Annotated in this window: 17 protein-coding genes; 3 read left to right on the plus strand and 14 right to left on the minus strand. The window is 37.5% G+C overall.

The genetic code is table 11. The annotated features are described in order from the left end of the window. Positions 1–219: 219 nt before the first annotated feature. From GZA11_RS01990 to GZA11_RS02030, 9 genes are all read right to left on the minus strand, one after another. Positions 220–1,383 carry an ABC transporter permease gene (locus GZA11_RS01990; protein ID WP_235212178.1) on the minus strand — a complete coding sequence of 388 codons (1,164 nt, stop codon included), beginning with the start codon at positions 1,381–1,383 and terminating at the stop codon, positions 220–222. Continuing rightward, positions 1,343–2,269 carry an ABC transporter ATP-binding protein gene (locus GZA11_RS01995; protein ID WP_163182704.1) on the minus strand — a complete coding sequence of 309 codons (927 nt, stop codon included), beginning with the start codon at positions 2,267–2,269 and terminating at the stop codon, positions 1,343–1,345. The genes GZA11_RS01990 and GZA11_RS01995 overlap by 41 nt, the downstream gene beginning before the upstream one ends. 308 nt (positions 2,270–2,577) lie before the next feature. Continuing rightward, positions 2,578–3,438, minus strand: a complete 861-nt coding sequence (locus GZA11_RS02000; protein ID WP_038537526.1) for a hypothetical protein — start codon at positions 3,436–3,438, stop codon at positions 2,578–2,580. A 247-nt stretch (positions 3,439–3,685) separates the two neighbouring features. Continuing rightward, complete coding sequence (locus tag GZA11_RS02005) at positions 3,686–3,823, minus strand: YvrJ family protein (RefSeq protein ID WP_038537524.1); 138 nt, start codon at positions 3,821–3,823, stop codon at positions 3,686–3,688. Between the two features lie 84 nt (positions 3,824–3,907). Continuing rightward, entirely contained in the window at positions 3,908–4,129 is a 222-nt protein-coding gene (locus GZA11_RS02010; RefSeq protein WP_038537522.1) for a DUF2922 domain-containing protein, read from the minus strand. 73 nt (positions 4,130–4,202) lie between these two features. After that, a complete protein-coding gene (locus GZA11_RS02015) occupies positions 4,203–4,421 on the minus strand; it encodes a DUF1659 domain-containing protein (RefSeq protein WP_163182705.1) in 219 nt (72 codons plus the stop codon). 573 nt (positions 4,422–4,994) lie between these two features. After that, positions 4,995–5,540 carry a GNAT family N-acetyltransferase gene (locus tag GZA11_RS02020; RefSeq protein WP_038537520.1) on the minus strand — a complete coding sequence of 182 codons (546 nt, stop codon included), beginning with the start codon at positions 5,538–5,540 and terminating at the stop codon, positions 4,995–4,997. Between the two features lie 249 nt (positions 5,541–5,789). Next, a complete protein-coding gene (locus GZA11_RS02025) occupies positions 5,790–6,044 on the minus strand; it encodes a hypothetical protein (protein WP_163182706.1) in 255 nt (84 codons plus the stop codon). A gap of 6 nt (positions 6,045–6,050) precedes the next feature. Further along, complete coding sequence (locus tag GZA11_RS02030) at positions 6,051–6,329, minus strand: hypothetical protein (protein ID WP_163182707.1); 279 nt, start codon at positions 6,327–6,329, stop codon at positions 6,051–6,053. Positions 6,330–6,433: 104 nt separating this feature from the next. On the opposite strand from GZA11_RS02030, the gene GZA11_RS02035 reads away from it, so the two are divergent. Both GZA11_RS02035 and GZA11_RS02040 read left to right on the plus strand, forming a co-directional pair. Then, on the plus strand, positions 6,434–6,751 hold the full coding sequence (locus GZA11_RS02035) for a hypothetical protein (RefSeq protein ID WP_038537515.1): 318 nt from the start codon (positions 6,434–6,436) through the stop codon (positions 6,749–6,751). A gap of 191 nt (positions 6,752–6,942) precedes the next feature. Further along, the gene (locus GZA11_RS02040) at positions 6,943–7,197 is read left to right on the plus strand and encodes a hypothetical protein (RefSeq protein ID WP_163182708.1); all 255 of its coding nucleotides are present in this window, start codon (positions 6,943–6,945) and stop codon (positions 7,195–7,197) included. Between the two features lie 1,357 nt (positions 7,198–8,554). Here GZA11_RS02040 and GZA11_RS02045 read toward each other — a convergent pair. The 5 genes from GZA11_RS02045 to GZA11_RS02065 form a co-directional block, all read right to left on the minus strand. Next, complete coding sequence (locus tag GZA11_RS02045; RefSeq protein ID WP_163182709.1) at positions 8,555–10,291, minus strand: FTR1 family iron permease; 1,737 nt, start codon at positions 10,289–10,291, stop codon at positions 8,555–8,557. A 19-nt stretch (positions 10,292–10,310) separates the two neighbouring features. Beyond that, positions 10,311–11,603, minus strand: a complete 1,293-nt coding sequence (gene efeB, locus GZA11_RS02050) for an iron uptake transporter deferrochelatase/peroxidase subunit (protein ID WP_163182710.1) — start codon at positions 11,601–11,603, stop codon at positions 10,311–10,313. Beyond that, entirely contained in the window at positions 11,604–12,452 is an 849-nt protein-coding gene (gene efeO, locus GZA11_RS02055) for an iron uptake system protein EfeO (protein WP_038537500.1), read from the minus strand. Between the two features lie 415 nt (positions 12,453–12,867). Beyond that, positions 12,868–13,035, minus strand: coding sequence for a hypothetical protein (locus GZA11_RS02060; RefSeq protein ID WP_163182711.1), 168 nt, complete (start codon positions 13,033–13,035; stop codon positions 12,868–12,870). Between the two features lie 227 nt (positions 13,036–13,262). Then, complete coding sequence (locus GZA11_RS02065; RefSeq protein ID WP_163182712.1) at positions 13,263–13,463, minus strand: hypothetical protein; 201 nt, start codon at positions 13,461–13,463, stop codon at positions 13,263–13,265. 64 nt (positions 13,464–13,527) lie between these two features. On the opposite strand from GZA11_RS02065, the gene GZA11_RS02070 reads away from it, so the two are divergent. Next, on the plus strand, positions 13,528–15,597 hold the full coding sequence (locus GZA11_RS02070) for a methyl-accepting chemotaxis protein (protein WP_163182713.1): 2,070 nt from the start codon (positions 13,528–13,530) through the stop codon (positions 15,595–15,597). Positions 15,598–15,885 lie beyond the last annotated feature (288 nt).

The following is a 15,885-nucleotide window of genomic DNA, read 5'->3' on the forward strand; positions in this document are numbered from 1 at the left end:
ATTATTCGTTATCCGAATAATCTGATTTTATTTTCCTTCTAAATGGCTAGGAAGTAAATGGGTATAAAATCTTAAATGTTAGAAAAATCTGACTTTATTTCTAGGAAATTTTACCTATTGGAAAAATTGGTAGATGATCAAAATGGTAGATTAAATAGATAGAAGAAAATAAGTTTGAAAAAATAGACTGGTCCCGAGTGGAACCAGCCTTTTTCGTGATTATCTTGTTGCGACAATGGATTTTCTTTTATACAGGAGGGAACCAGCAAGAAAGGATAGAGCGCCCCATATGACTAAAATCCCAATCCCAAACCAAAGTGTACTGGACATGACTCCTGTTTCATACACCATGCTGTCTCTCAGGCCTTCAGCAAAATAGGTGAGTGGAAGGACTTTGGATACAGGTACAAGCCATTCAGGCATTGTTTCAATTGGAAAGAAGATCCCGCTTAAGAACATCATGAGAAAGCTGAAAATGTTGGCGATCCCCATATAGGCATTTTGCGTCGTACTGATCGAAGAAATAAAGTATCCCAGTGCATTAAAGGACAGGGCGCCAAATAAAAAGACGATGGCCAGACTGAGGTAGTTAATGTACAAATTGGCTCCAAATATAAATACGCCGATGAGTGATAAGAGAAGGATTTGAACAATGCTGAATAACAATCTCATGATCATATCACTTAGCCCGAAAATGCCCATATTCGCAGGCGTCATCCTCAGTCTTTTGATTAATCCTTTTCTTCTCATTTCTACTAAATCCACCATGCCAAACATTCCGCCTTGAGCAATGGATAAAGCAATCATTCCGGTTAATAGGAAGTCCGTATAGCTTAAGTCTGCATTTCCGGATGAAATGGATTCAAATTGGACATCAAAGGAAGGCGTTGCCCCTACGGCAGTTAAGTTTGCCTGTTGTACAAATTTATCGAGAACACTTGAGATGACCTGAGTTGTCACTCCTTGTTCTTCTTCTTTATTAACCAAAATGACAAATTGGCCTCCGCCTTCGGTTTCAGGAAACACGATCGCTGCATCGACTGTTTTGTTTTTCACCCATTTTTCTGCTTGTTTTCTACTGACAGGTTTGTCAGATTTCACTTCTAGGATTGGAAGTTGACTCAGTTGCGTGAACAGCATGTCAGACGTGGGATTTGGATGTTCTTTTACTATCGCTACTTCCGTTTTAAATTCATCATCGGAGTTGTCGCTAAATATCACCATAAAGATGACCATTAAGATGACAGGGAAAAAGATTCCCCAAAACCATGCTTGTTTTTCCCGAAGGGTTAATTTTAATTGGGTCATGAACATTTTTTTAAACTGCTGCCAGTTATTCAACTTAATCCCTCCATTCTTTGCCTGTGTAAGCAATAAAGACATCTTCAAGGCTCATTTCGCGAATGGAAACTTGTTCGACTTGATAGTCGTTCTCTTTTGTGAATTGAAATAAGTCATGTAGGGTGTCCTCTGGTTTCACCGTCCAGAGTTTTAAGGTAGTATCATCTCGCTCTGTCCGGATGACGGAGTCAAGATTTTTTGAAAAATGTTCGGCTTCTGCTGTTGTTTTTTCATCGTGGAAAGAGAGCCTTACTTCCCTTTCTTTTGTCAGTTTTTCGATAAGGGCAGAGGGGGAATCCAATGTGACAATGTTCCCTTGATCGACGATACAGATGCGGTCACTCAATTTTTCGGCTTCTTCCATATAATGTGTAGTTAAAATGATCGTTTTGCCTAATGACTTTAGCTGGAGGATGATGTCCCAAATATTTCGACGTGCTTGTGGATCTAGCCCAGTTGTTGGCTCATCGAGGAAGAGGATTTCGGGATTACTAATCATCGCCAGCCCGATGGCCAGTCTTTGACGCTGCCCCCCTGATAATTGTTTGACGAGATTGTTTCGGTGTTCGGTGAGATTGACAAGTTCTAGAATTTCTTCTGTCGATTTAGGTTGATCATAGAAGGTGGCAAAGAGGTCCAAATTTTCTTTTGGGGTTAATAAATCAAACATTGCACTCGATTGAGGCTGGACACCAATTTTTTTCTTAATGGCTACGGCATCTTTGTCCCAGGTTAAGTTCTGAAAACGAATTTCTCCTTGATCGGGAGGAACTAAGCCTTCAATCATTTCAAGTGTCGTGGTTTTTCCAGCCCCATTTGGACCGATAATGGTGAATACTTCTCCTGCATTTACCGAAAAACTAATGTCGCGAACCGCTTCGATGGAACCGAATGACTTTTTTAAATGCTTTACTTCCAATACGGTCATGCATTTTCCTTCCTTTCATGGGATATGCTGATCCTATGTAGCCCTGCCCAAAAGAGGGAGTTTCATCATATTACGTAATGAATGAAAGAAAGATTCATCATTTTTACAAAATTATAAAAATTTTAGAGCAGAGAAGGAAGGATTCGAAGGAGAGCCTTTTTCAATGAAAAAGGGGCTGTCCGGAAAGTGGTATTTCAGCCGAAATAAAACCCAAGAATGCTGTTAAATCAACATTCTTGGGTTTTTAATTTGGGTTCATTTTTCTCTTAAATGGACTTTTTAGACAGCCCCTTTTATAAATACATGACCTAATCAATTTTTTTATAAATATATTCAACTGGGTAATCAGCGAAATCTTGTCTCCACTCATCTACCACTGGATGAAGTTTATTTTTATAAGTTATATCATTCGTATAGAATTTTACTTTTTCACCATCATTTATAATACTGCCAATATAGTAATGGTTAAATGGGTCCTTTACAATAATCCCTTCCTTTAAGGTATAGAGTCCACGAACTCCGCCTTCAAAAACTAATGTATCTTCAAGCTCATAAGAATCAATTATTTGCATATTTTCTACCAATGTATCGTAGTCATTACCTAATAACTTTTGGATATCTTTATCACTATTAGCATCTATAATACTTCCTGAAGATAAAGTAGCTTTTGGAGTCTTTGCTGCTGCTGATTGATTTTTGTATTCTCCTCCAAAGTGCGTGCCTATTCCGCCAATTTCATAACAACCTTCTGTTTCATTGACTGTGATAGAATCTTTATTCAATGTTAAATCGAGTCGACAATTAAATTCATCGTTAACCAAAATAGCCGTCTTTCCCGTAACAGTTGCTTTTCCATCAATTCCACCTGTATTCGCACCGCTTAAAACTTCAACAGCAAGGTCAAACGTCTTTCCATTGAAATTGCTAATTTTTAACGTCCCAGGATCACTTACGGAGACACGAGTCCACTCACCATTCCAATTGTTTGATTCCTTTTTCTTTTTTTCTTTTTGAACTTGCTTACTATTTTCGGTTGTTTCCGTTTTTGAGATTTCCTTTTCTTTAATTTTTGTTGTTGTTGATTTTGAATTTCCTACTTTACTATAAACAAAATAACCGGTACCTCCGATTAGTAATAAAGTAAGAATCGCCAATAAAGCTTTCTTCATTTGTTTAGTTCTCCCCTTTTATATTTGTATACGAGAAAATTATAATGAAATATTTTTCTTTTGTGTTAAAATGTTCCTATCTTTTTTACAATAAAATAGAAAAAACAGGATAATTTTCTTAGGTAAAATAATCTATATCTACTGTTGGGCTTGATACATAGTTTGAAAGTGGGAATATGGGGAGCTGTCTAAAAAGTTATATTCTCAATTAAAAACGCCCTGTGAAATAGGACGTTTTGGGTGACAATTACACTTTCATCCGCTCGGGCAGACTCTGTATCGACTGGACCACTAAATCTAGCTTGGCTTCGATCCGATAGAGTAGAAAGAGGGTTACCACGATCGGAAATCCGACCTCGCTGATGAGTGGAATCAGTTGATCCATGAGAATTCACTCCTTTCTGGGGCCATTCGTTTATATTGCTATTGGAGAGAGGCCGGTTTACTAGTGAAGCCGGCCTCTAGTTGCCTATTCTGCCAATTCATATTCGACTACATTGCGGTCAATTACGCGTGCGCCTTTTGCTACGGCTAATTTACCGGTAGCCGTAAAGAAAACATCAGATGCAATGATTTGTTCCATGGATTGCTTGACTTGAGCCTCATCAATCGGCTCTTTCGGGTTTTCTAACGAAATTCGGGCCGTTTTCCCAAACTCTGTGCCGAATTCTAATTCCAATGTTTTTGCCATTTAATTCACCTCCATTCTTTTGTGGGGCCTGTCCTAAATGTTGGTGGGACAGGCCTTTGCTTTCTTCCTTCCATTAAGCAATGATTTCGGAGCTGTCTGTACGCTCCAACGTGTTTAGCGGATCATTGCATAAAACGGCAAGTGCGTTTGCTGCTTGGAATAATTGGTCGGCTGTTGCTTCTTTACGAACATTGCTAAACGTTTTAGTTCGTAAAATTGGTTTGCCGTCATCATCGATGCCAGTTTGGAATACCATTTTTAGCTTTGTGCCAACTAATAAGGATTGTGCCATCATTCATCACCTCCTTTCACCCTCTATATAGGGTTTGGGAGACGAAAAGGACAGGGGGGTGGAAAATTTTTTTTATAAAAAAATGAAAAAAGGGATATGGCTAGAGAATTTACCACCAAAACCCCTTAATGGAGGTACGGGGATCATGCGGGAATTTTCGGTAAGAACGAGTAGAAAAAGGTGGGGTGTTAAAAATCTACTAAGGATTCTATAAACGTAGATTTTTTTCCTTACTTAAAGGACGGATGGTTTCACTCTAATATTAATAAAATATCTTTAATTTTCATCTATGTAGATCAAAAAAATGTGATAATTACTTTGGAAACTATTAAATTCTCTAATTCTTAAGTAATTAATTCTTCTTCTCGGGATATAATAAGACAGATAGAAAAGCAACTATAAATTTTAAGGTGGAAGATAGTCTGTAATTTTTCTTCCACCTTTTTTTAGATATTAGCTCTGTTAAATTTGAATGTTGATTTTTACATTAAAAAAAGGCCGACTGATTATGTCAGTCTTTTCATATGCTTGCTCTTGTTAAACTAACGCCCTTGTTAGTTAAAGAAGAAGTAGCTACTTTTTATTCCAATCTTCAGCTAACATTCCATAAACAATATGGTCAACATAATGGTCATACAACCATTCTGCTTGTCTAATACGTCCTTCGTTTACGAACCCCAGTCTTTCTGGAATAGCCCTACTTTTCTTATTTTCCACGGCAACCCTAATTTCAACTCGGTTTAGTTTTAATTCATTAAAAGCATAATCAGTCAAAGCCTTAGCTACTTTAGTCATAATTCCTTTACCTTGGTATTTTTCACCAAGCCAGTAACCAATGTATGCAAATTTATGTGACCAATTTATCGTGTGATAACCTGAAACTCCAACAATTTCTCCATTAAATAGTATAACTGTATTCAAACTCTTGTTTTCAGCAAAACCCTTTAAGGATAGTTTTATATAATCTTTCGTATCTTCAATTTTTGTTACAGTATCAAGCCAAGGAAGCCATTCGCGTAGATATTCTCTTGAATTATTTGTTAATTCGAAAATCCTTTCCGCATCTTTTAATTCTATTAACTTCAAAGATACTTCCTCATCAATCTTATGTACAAACATAATCACACCCCCTAAATATGGTTTAATTTGTATATTAACACACTTTATTTTAAATGAGTTTTTTATTTAACTAACCTTTCCGTTAGTTGAAGAAGAAAATCAACATTATTCTTTAACAGAGCCTAGATATTAAGCTTTTTATCAGATTCCATTTTTATCAGCGACTACGTCCCCTATAATATAATCGTACAGACAAGTACGTAATCAAAAAGATCACTGATTTTGAAATCAATGCTCTTTGTTAATAGATTAATTTGGTCTAAATGTAGTAGAAACTCCTGGTAAAACTCGGTATCTACTACCTGATAATGCATATGCTGTACCTGATAGATACGCAACTCCACCATTATTTTTGTTCATGGATACGGCACCACTAACAGTTGATCCTAAAGCTCCCATACCACCAACAACCACATCTCTCTTAAATCCAGAATAATATCTTAACTTTACAAGACCTGAAAAATGATATGGCCAAGCAGTGGCAGGTTTTACAGACCAATACACAATTCTTCATGAATCACCAGCTACAATACTTGCTCGTCCTCCAGGGCCAGTAACTGATGAAAAAGGCATAATAATATTATCACTACTACTTATTCCATTTTCATTTACAACACTATTAGGGTGATTGAAAATAGCATTAGAAATTTCGGAATCATTATCGAAACTTATAACTGTAATTTCATCATCTTTATAAATAATTTTTCCTGTTTGAGATAATCTTTCTAGTTCTTGATTATCTTGCTCATTAGCAAATGCTGGAGTAACTAATACAAGTGAAAAAAGCATAAAAAATTATTGTGAAAATAAATTTTTTCATAAATCCCCTCTATTTTCTATATTTTACATTTTTATTATATAATCACATAAAATGGAAGGAGAGGTAATTTATTTTGGAGAAAAATAATCATTATAAAAATCTATTAGAAAGACTGTGTAAAGCTAATAATATTTCCCCTCGAAGGCTTAGATTTGAACAAATTGAAGATTTTGTAATTATTTATGTAAAAAATCAATTAAAAGAAGGAGTAGATTTAGAATGCTTTAAAATCTTAAATCTAATCCATCAAACTGTTTCACCTTTAGGAATACGATTCGAGCAGCAATTATACTTATATCCTGGAGGAGATAGATTAGATAAAGTAGCAATAATGTTTAATAAAGAGGACTACGTACTTTTAAATAAAAAATTAGAAGAAGGAGACATCTAAAATTTGCTAAAAAGGGCCAAGGACGCTTTAAAGGTAAACCAAAATGGGCATAGCTTTTTTGCGCAAAAATGCCCTGTATGGCGTCTGTGAACAAGAGTCGTTAAAGTGATGATCAATCTATAAATCCGTACCATATTCAAATATGGGAAATTTTTTATAGCCATAACAAAGAAGAAAAAAGGGGGTTACTCATGAAAAATTTCGTTTTCTTGTTGCCTTTTTTATTATTAGTTGCTTGTAGTAATCAAACTCCAACTCTATCGAAAGAAGATGAGATTAGAATTGAACAGGAAACAAAACAAGAACTAAAAGAAGCGGAAGAAAAGGCAAAAAAAGAAGTTGAAGAAATGCTATCTTGGCATGATCATGAAAAATATGATTTTATTGCATATCAATTACTCAGTAGAACCGAAGAAGAGAGAAACGGAAAATTAGAATACAAATAAACGGGATATGCAGTCGACGCTGAGGTATATGGATGGAAAACATCACCTTTATTGAGTGAAGAGGATAAATCATTTTCATTATGGCGTAGTGATTTGCCAAATACTCCTGAAAAAAGAGATGTTATATTAGTTAAGTTTCCTAAAAATGATCATAGTAAATATCTAGATATAATGCTAATATATTCACCTACGGGCGAACCCATCGGTGATTGGGGTTTTTAAGTTTGTGTTCTCAAGTGAGTTTACCGACGAATCCTCACTTGAGATCGAGTTTGCAGAAGGAAATTAGAAAAATTGTAAATTAATAACTTTTTCTAAAATACAATAAGTAACATTACCTCATTATTTTCACTCTTTCACAATACAAATCTACTGCGTAACGTTTGTTATTTTGGATAATATGTTCCATTACATAATCCCATTAGCCATATTCCAAGAACCAAAATGATAAATGAGATTTATAGAAGGAGGGAAGTTATGTTCTTTGTATATTAATCCTATTTTTTTACAGTACTTAGTGCGTCTTTATGTGGCTCTAACATTTTTATTAGTTGTTCTTTGTTCATTATTTCTCCTTATATCTTCAATTCATTTTCAGAATTAAGCATTATTTTTACTATATCTTCATTAGGTGCTTTAAACATCCGCAATAATTTAAGTAAATGATCAAATTCCTCTTTATGTGTTGTATTTTTTAATTTGTTTATAAGTGTTTCTTTAGAAACAAAGTAATTCTTTTGCTGTTCTCCTACATAGTTTTGGTACTCAAATGAACATGTAAATATATTCATTGCATTACGCATATCTACATGTTGTGTATCATAGAAAACAATAATATCATCATTAAAACAACAACAATAACTATAACTGTTTTGTTGTTGTTTTATTTAATATCTTGTTTTCATGTTTTTAATGTTTATATGTTTTATATTGTCGAACAAGCTAGAAGAATAAAGGCTTTTTTTACTTAAATTATCACCTTTTTTGCGTTAACTATCACTTATTTTGCGGTAGTTATCACTTAGACTAATCAAACGATTAGTTAGATGAAAAAAATATTTTGTGATATTAGAAGAATGGATATTTCGTAACGCAGAAGAGGAACTAATTAAACGATTGATTAAACGACAAAATTTTCCCGTGATGTAGGAAGGAATGGATCTATCACAACACATATAGAGGAATGAATCAAATGTTTGATTAGACGACAAATTTTTTGCCGGGGTGTGCTAGATAGGGAAAGTGAACAAAGCAAATAGAGGGATTTATTAACCATTAGATTAGATGATAACTTTTTAAAATGTAAAAAATGCGGCAGGATCAAGTCCTGCCGGTTGTTGTATGAAGTTGCTTGTCATTAGGCATTTTTCGCTGCCGACTTTTTAACGAACCAAGTGGTGAAAAGAATGATGACAATGAGCAACAGCTGTGTTAGAAAGGTTTCCCAAGTTGGATACATGCCTATCCAATCAATATATGGCAGAGATTGCACAGTGCTTGTAGATAAGATATTGGATATTTGCAGTGCATGGATGCTGACACCGATTATTTTAAAGGCCAATAGGTAGATGAGAATGGCTGCGGCTTTAAAAAATAGTCGAATCGGAATTTTTACACTGTAATGAATGATTATAAAGCCGATAACCGCTAGAATCCCAATGGCCAAGACGATGCCTAGAGCGAGCTGTTGCAAGCTGATGTAGGGAGTAATCCCTGTGTAAAAAATAATCGTTTCTGCCCCTTCACGGAAGACGGAAAAGAAGCTAATGACTGCAAATGAAAGAAGGCTTCCTTTTGCAATGGCTTGGTGCATCTGCTGCTCAATAAACTTTTTCCAATTTCCGATGTTTGACTTATTATGAAGCCATGCTCCAATCGTTAGCATCATGATGACAGCAGCCACTCCTGTAAGTCCTTCAATATATTCCCGGCTCGAAGCGGCGACGATTTTTGAAAAAGCCATATTGATAATGATGGCGAGGATTGCGCTCCCTAGAATTCCAGCTGCAACTCCGCCCCAAATCCATTTTTGTTTATTGGCATGCCCCATTTTCTTTAGAAAAGCAATTAAGGTACCGACAATGAGCATGGCCTCTAATCCTTCCCTTAGTAAAATGAGGGAAGCATCCCAAAACGTATAATTCGTTTTAGCTGTTAACGGAGCGAGTCGAGAGGATAGATCCTGAACGATAGACTCGGCTTTTTGTTGATCGATGTTTTTTGAATTTATGAGACTGATGCTGGCCGGAATATTGGTTTCTATATCATTGTAAAGTTTGCTGTCTCTCGTTTGTACTTCTCCCTCGACCATTGGCCATATGGTGAGGATTTCATTTAAATCCGTGCTTGCTTTCTCATATTCCTTGTTTGCGATCGCCTTTTTTGCATTGTCCAATAAAGTTGCTACATCTGTCAGTGAATAGCTCTCGTTCACGTCCGTTGCTGATTTACCGGAAAGGAAGTTATTTACTTCTTTGGTCAGCTGGTCAGCACTTTGCTTGGCTTTTTGAAGGTCTGCTGGTTCTTGCGTAATCGCGATTCGAATTAAGGCCATGTATTTTTCGATTTGACCATAAGCAACTATACTTTCATCATGAACTGCTTTTTCCGAAGCTGTCCATTGATTCATGATGGCTTGATAGCGTGATTTTAAAACCATGGGATCACCATCAGCGAGCGAGTCCTTTAAACGGTCAATGAGTGGAAGCAGCTGTTTGACTTGTTCTTTTGCTGCATTTTTGTCCACCGGATTTTGTTCTTGATCATATAAAACGAGCGCCGTTGATAGCGATGATAGACTTTTGGTGACTGCCTGGCTGTCTGTGTTTGGATTGGCTAGAAGTGATTGAACATTTTTCAGCTCTTTGTTTACCTTTTTGGCGTGTTGACTATTTGTATTCTTTATGGATTCCCATTCCTGGGCAAATTGCTCCATATTTTTTGCTGAGGTATCGACATCTCCGGCTTTTGCCTTCATTAAACTGTCGCCAATCAAGACAAATAGTTCGTCATGGTTTTGTGCTGCAAAACTCGGGACAGCGTTTGGCAAAAGAAGCATGAAGAGCAACAATAGAATTTTTCCCGTTTTCATCATGGTTCATTTCATCCCCTGACTAGGTGAATAATGTCTCGCCGATAAATCCGCCTGGCTTTGTGCCTGGAAGACAGGCAAAAATGGCACTGCCGCGGTGAGAGATGTACTCATTCAACTTATCCATTTTTGCTAGGCGTTGTTGAATCGGAATAAACTGTTTGCTTGGCTTACGTTGGAAGCAGATAAATAATAACCCGGCATCGAAGTTCCCCGTTTTTCCATCCATCCCGTTAGAGTAAGAATAGCCTCTGCGCAGTATTTGTTGTGTTCCGTCCCCATGTGCGACCCGCATATGAGAATCCGCAGGAATGACATATTCGCCGTTCTTGTTTTTTTGTGAAAAATCAGGTGAATCGAATTCATTTTTTTGGCCTAAAGGGGCACCGTTGTCACGATAACGTCCGAATGTATTTTCTTGCTCCTGTAAATGGGTTCGGTCCCATACTTCGATGAACATCTGGATCCGTCTGACGACAAGATAACTGCCGCCTGCGAGCCAGTTAGGGCCGTCACCAGGCTGGACCCATACTTGCTCATTCATCACTTTTTCGTTATTGACATCGGGATTCACTGTTCCATCCTTAAAACCAAACAAGTTTCTTGGAGTTCTTTCCTTGGGATCGGCCTGTTTGGTTCGCTGAAATCCAGGTTGTGCCCAACGTAAAATGGCTTTGCCGCGTGCAATCCGAATCAGGTTTCTTACGGCATGAAAGACGACTTGCGGATCATCCGCACAGGCTTGGATACACAAGTCTCCTCCTGACCACTCTTCTTGCAATGCATCCAAAGGAAACTTAGGGAGATCAACTAATTCTTTTGGCTGTTTCCCTTTTAATCCAAAACGGTCCACACCATCTTTAACGAAAAGGCTGGGACCGACACCAAAGGTAATCGTTAATTGAGAAGGGGAAAGGCCGGCTGCCTCTCCGGTATCTTTCGGCGGTAGGAGGCCATTGCTAGACAGTTCACCAACCGGCTTTCCTTCTGTCATTAAGGCAGCAGCTTTCGTCCAGTCCTTAAATAGCTGGATTAAAGCTGTTTTGTCTGTTGCCGTGACATCTAGTGCGGCAAAATAGATATGATCTTGCGGCTTGGTTGTAATACCGCTTTGATGTTTTCCATAGAAAGGGATAATGTTATCCGGTTTCGAACCAGACGCTTTGTTTTCCGTGATGGAAAGCAATCCGCCAAAGCCGGAAGCCCCAATTAGGACACCAATTCCGCCAACCCCCGCTGTTTTTAACATCTCACGTCGGGTAAACGTTCTGGAGGATGTAGGTGATTTTTCTAACTGTGGATCAGTCTTAGTCATTTATTCCGCCTCCGTTACTTTGCCTAATTGCGAAAGTGGCTCTGCAAGTGCATCAATAGCTTGGCTTAACGCTTTTACCTCTTCTTGGGACAAATCGGTGTAAAGTTTATAGCCTTCGCCTTGTTTGTGAGAATCTAATAGACGATATACTTCATCAAAGCGTGATTGAATTTCCTTTGAAAGTTCTTGATCTTTCTTTTTTAATTCTGGTTTTAATAGTTGAAAAATCTTTTCCGCTCCTTCGACATTGGCTGCGAAATCGTATAAATCGGTATGGGAATAACGGTCTTCTTCTCCAGTTACCTTGGAGGTGGAGACTTCATTTAACAAGTCAACGGCACCAGTAATCAATAAATCGGGCGTTACTTCTACCGTTTCTACCTTAGCCCTAAGAAGATTGACATCCTTCATTAGCTGCTCCGCATAGGACTCGTAGCCTTTTGTGGTATTTTCTTCCCATAATCCTTTTTCAATGCGGTGATAGCCACCCCATTCAGCTTCTGGAACATCCCCATCACGGGCATCAATTTTTGGATCAAGTTCGCCAAATACTTCAGCGATCGGTTCAGCTCGTTCATAATGCATTCTTGCAGGTGCATATAGAGCTTTTGCTTGCTCAATGTCGCCGTTTTTTACGGCATTGGTAAAGGCCTCTGTCTTTTTGACAAATTCCTCCATCTCTCCAATGGCATATTCGCGGTATTGATCCGTTACACCTTTAAGGGAATCGGTTGCTGTTTGGCTTGTTTCCTTTTTCTCGGCTTTGGAGGCGGTTTGCTCGGATTGAGAACACCCGAATAATAAACTACTTGAGAATAATAGAATACCAGATACTTTTGCCCATTTCATAGGTAGAGGAACCTCCTGTTTAATAATGAGAATCATTTTCAACAATTATTATTTTATGTTAAGTGAGAAATGTTTTCAATTATTTTTTTGTAGGATCATACGGGAGGTTATTTGGTTGGTTCGGTGATGTTAGAAACTTTCATGAAGGACGGCACCATAAAAAGTTTCTCGAAAATATAATTAGACGGAGAAAGGCAAAAGAAAAAGGGGTGGTCGTTGAGACCTACCCCGGGTATAAAGAGTTGCAGGAACCTGCTGTTGTTGACACGAAAGGAAATCGATCGCCGAGTGGTGGATTTAAACATGTCATGATATCCCTTGCAGCATGTCAATCTACATGCAGTTATGAAAGATTAAAAAATTATAGAAAAAGGGGCTGGGATTATGGGGATGCCGCCCCTCATTCTTACTCCTATTACATAGCTTTTTTCATTCGTTTATGATCAATGCCCATTTTTTCTAGTTGGGCTTGTAATTGGGCTAAATCAGATGCGTCTCTTTCTTTCAATCTATCAAAAATCACTATAGTTGTATAAATGCATGCTAGAAATAAACTAATTGTCATTAACCAAGCAAGAAACATTTCATTTCCCCCTTTTGTGTTGGTCAAGTATATAGTAAAAAATTTTCCGCTTACCTAAAGTGACATAAATCACAAAAAACAGGGAGAATATGTGTCATTTTTGTGAAGTGGAGAGTTGCCAAAGGGGAGACTAATTAATCGATTGATTAAACGACAAAATTTTTTTGTCTTTGCTTGAAAAAATGTTTGTATCACAAAGTTTTTAAAGTGTTTCATCAAACGATTAGTTAAATGACCATCTTCGCAGGTACTCTTTCAACAAACGTTTGGAATAGATAGAATTCATCCATCGTTTCATTGATTAATTCCGGTTCCATCACTAGAGACAGGACTTCTTTAGAAAGAAAATATGTTAAACAGACAGGGATTTGGGGCTGTTTTTGGTAGTATGAAAAATTATTCCTTTTTTGTCTAATATATACATTCATACTATACTCTCATTGTTTTTATCCGATAAAGTAATAGGATTAACAATTTAGGAGAGAGGTTAAGATGGAAACACAACAGGAACAACACCGTCAAAGAAAAGGTCTATCCATTCGGGTGAAATGGATTTTTTTCATTTGTTTAGCCATTCTAATATCCAGTGGCGCAACGGTTATTTTTAACCATTTTACAATTAGTAAGATCTTAAAACACGATCATGCGGAATCTAGCCAAACGAATGCGCATCATGCGGCTGAAGAAGTGCGGCTTTCACTTGAGAAGTATGAGACATCTATTAACTATTTTGCTAGAATCGTCTCAAATGATGTCCAAGATGCGAATTTTATTCAACGTATGGAAGCGTCTATTAAAAGTATTCAAGAGGAAAATAAAGATCTTATAGCTGTTTATTATATGGATTTTACTACAGGAAAACTTCATATTTCTCCACATATGGAATACGATGTCGATGTTCGCGATATGAGAACGTATAAACAATTAAGCGAGGATCCAAAGACGCAATGGATGGATGTGTATCAGGACAAACAAACGAAAAAAATTATGACATCCATTGTAACGCCGGTTTTTACCAATGGAAAAATGGTCGGGGCACTCGGTTATGACATTGATCTGTCAGCAATTGGAGCCATCAGGGAGCAGATTGAGAAGAAGACGAATGCCGAGCTTGTGATTTTGGATGCGACAGGTATTATTGTCAGTTCCTTTATGGAAGGTGCGGATGGGAAAAATATGAACCCAGCACAAAGTGGTGCTGTTGAAGGGGTAGCAGATTTACTAACAGATAAGAATCAGTTTGATGCTGATTTCCAATGGGTGACTAATATTTATAAAAGTGATAAAGCGATGAAACAAAATTGGTCATGGAATGGCGAGAAATACACAGGTCAAATCGTGACAATACCTGGTGTCCATTGGAAAGTATTATCCTTTACCCCTGACAATATTTTTGCCAGTAAGATGAATCAGTTTACCGAAACAGGCATTTGGTCCCTTCTTTTAGGCATTGCCATTGGTGCGATTTGTGCTATTATTCTCGCGGAAAAACTGAGAAAGATTATTGCTCATTTCCAAAAAGTGATTGAAAAAACAGCAGAAGGGGACTTGGTGACAGAATTCAAAGTCAATTCGAAGGATGAAGTCGAAGAGTTAGCGAGAAGTTACAATAAGATGCTAGCTCAGATGAGAAGATTAATCATGACAGTGATGGACAATGTTTCATCTATTCATCATTCCACGAAGGAATTAACCACCATTGCCAGTGAACATAGTACCGCTATTTCCGAAGTTTCTAAATCGGTGGATTACATTGCGAAAGGCATTGGAAATCAGGCAATGGAAGTAGAAAAAGGATCAAAGGCTGTTCATGATTTAAGTGGGTCTATTGAGGAACTTTCCAAACAATCAACAATCATTGAACATGAGGTTGGAGAGGCTTCACAAGAAATGCAGATTGGAAATGAACAAGTGAAAAACTTGGAAGATTCCTATCAAAAATTAGAGAGTGCCTTTCAAAAGGTAACCGAGCGGATTGCCCAATTAAATGAAAAATCGAAATCGATCTCTGAAGTGACTAAGGTCATCGCTGGAATGGCGGAGCAGACCAACCTGCTTTCATTAAATGCCTCTATAGAAGCGGCAAGAGCAGGAGAACATGGTAAAGGGTTTGCCGTTGTTGCTAATGAAGTTCGGAAGCTTGCGGATGAGTCTAAAAAAGCAACGAACGATATTCAAGCTATTATTCATAGTGTACGAAGTGATACAAAACAACTGGTAGAAGTCATGGAGGAAACGAATCGAATTAGTATCGATCAAAAGAAAGCTGTGTCAACAGTCACTTCTTCTATCAAGCAGATGACCGCTTCATTGGAAAAGATGCTCGAATCAGTCAAAGAAGAGGTGGAAACGATCCATTCGATCCAAGAGCAAAAAAGTATTGTTGTCGGTATGATTGAAGAAATATCGGTCGTTTCCCAACAGACCACGGCTTCAACTGAAGAAATCGCTGCAGCTATGGAAGAACAATCTGTAACCACCAATGAAGTAGCAGGTCATGCTAAGCAACTTTCCCAATTGGTCGATGAACTGAACCAGGCTGTTGAAAAATTTACAGTGTAAAAATGGGAGTAGAGAAGTGTTCATCTCATATGACAAAAACTGATTTATTTCTTGGGGGATAATGGTTGAAATTGTCGAAAGGAAATTGTTTTCTATATGGCTTTATTCCAATGTGTGTCCTCAATACCTATATAGGAGAGATCTGAAAAGGGCAAGAATGTACCAAGAGTCAGGTTTTGGTCATTTGGGTCATTATGGGTATCATTTAATAAAAAAGGGGCTTCTAGAAGTCGGATCTTCGATTTCTAGATGCCCCTTTTTCTGTTTCAAATTATTTTTCCTCATTGG

The organism is Neobacillus sedimentimangrovi (assembly GCF_010614825.1).
Classification (GTDB): Bacteria; Bacillota; Bacilli; order Bacillales; family Cytobacillaceae; genus Neobacillus; species Neobacillus thermocopriae.

Bases quoted from the DNA above. Each gene is read 5' to 3' on its own strand.
- GZA11_RS02020 (WP_038537520.1), bottom strand. From the start codon at position 5,540: ATGTTTGTACATAAGATTGATGAGGAAGTATCTTTGAAGTTAATAGAA.
- GZA11_RS02005 (WP_038537524.1), bottom strand. From the start codon at position 3,823: ATGGATCAACTGATTCCACTCATCAGCGAGGTCGGATTTCCGATCGTG.
- efeB (WP_163182710.1), bottom strand. From the start codon at position 11,603: ATGACTAAGACTGATCCACAGTTAGAAAAATCACCTACATCCTCCAGA.
- GZA11_RS02040 (WP_163182708.1), top strand. From the start codon at position 6,943: ATGAAAAATTTCGTTTTCTTGTTGCCTTTTTTATTATTAGTTGCTTGT.
- GZA11_RS02065 (WP_163182712.1), bottom strand. From the start codon at position 13,463: ATGAATGTATATATTAGACAAAAAAGGAATAATTTTTCATACTACCAA.
- GZA11_RS02015 (WP_163182705.1), bottom strand. From the start codon at position 4,421: ATGGCACAATCCTTATTAGTTGGCACAAAGCTAAAAATGGTATTCCAA.
- GZA11_RS02070 (WP_163182713.1), top strand. From the start codon at position 13,528: ATGGAAACACAACAGGAACAACACCGTCAAAGAAAAGGTCTATCCATT.
- GZA11_RS02030 (WP_163182707.1), bottom strand. From the start codon at position 6,329: ATGCTTTTTTCACTTGTATTAGTTACTCCAGCATTTGCTAATGAGCAA.
- GZA11_RS02010 (WP_038537522.1), bottom strand. From the start codon at position 4,129: ATGGCAAAAACATTGGAATTAGAATTCGGCACAGAGTTTGGGAAAACG.
- GZA11_RS02000 (WP_038537526.1), bottom strand. From the start codon at position 3,438: ATGAAGAAAGCTTTATTGGCGATTCTTACTTTATTACTAATCGGAGGT.
- GZA11_RS01995 (WP_163182704.1), bottom strand. From the start codon at position 2,269: ATGACCGTATTGGAAGTAAAGCATTTAAAAAAGTCATTCGGTTCCATC.
- efeO (WP_038537500.1), bottom strand. From the start codon at position 12,452: ATGAAATGGGCAAAAGTATCTGGTATTCTATTATTCTCAAGTAGTTTA.
- GZA11_RS01990 (WP_235212178.1), bottom strand. From the start codon at position 1,383: ATGTCTTTATTGCTTACACAGGCAAAGAATGGAGGGATTAAGTTGAAT.
- GZA11_RS02045 (WP_163182709.1), bottom strand. From the start codon at position 10,291: ATGATGAAAACGGGAAAAATTCTATTGTTGCTCTTCATGCTTCTTTTG.
- GZA11_RS02060 (WP_163182711.1), bottom strand. From the start codon at position 13,035: ATGTTTCTTGCTTGGTTAATGACAATTAGTTTATTTCTAGCATGCATT.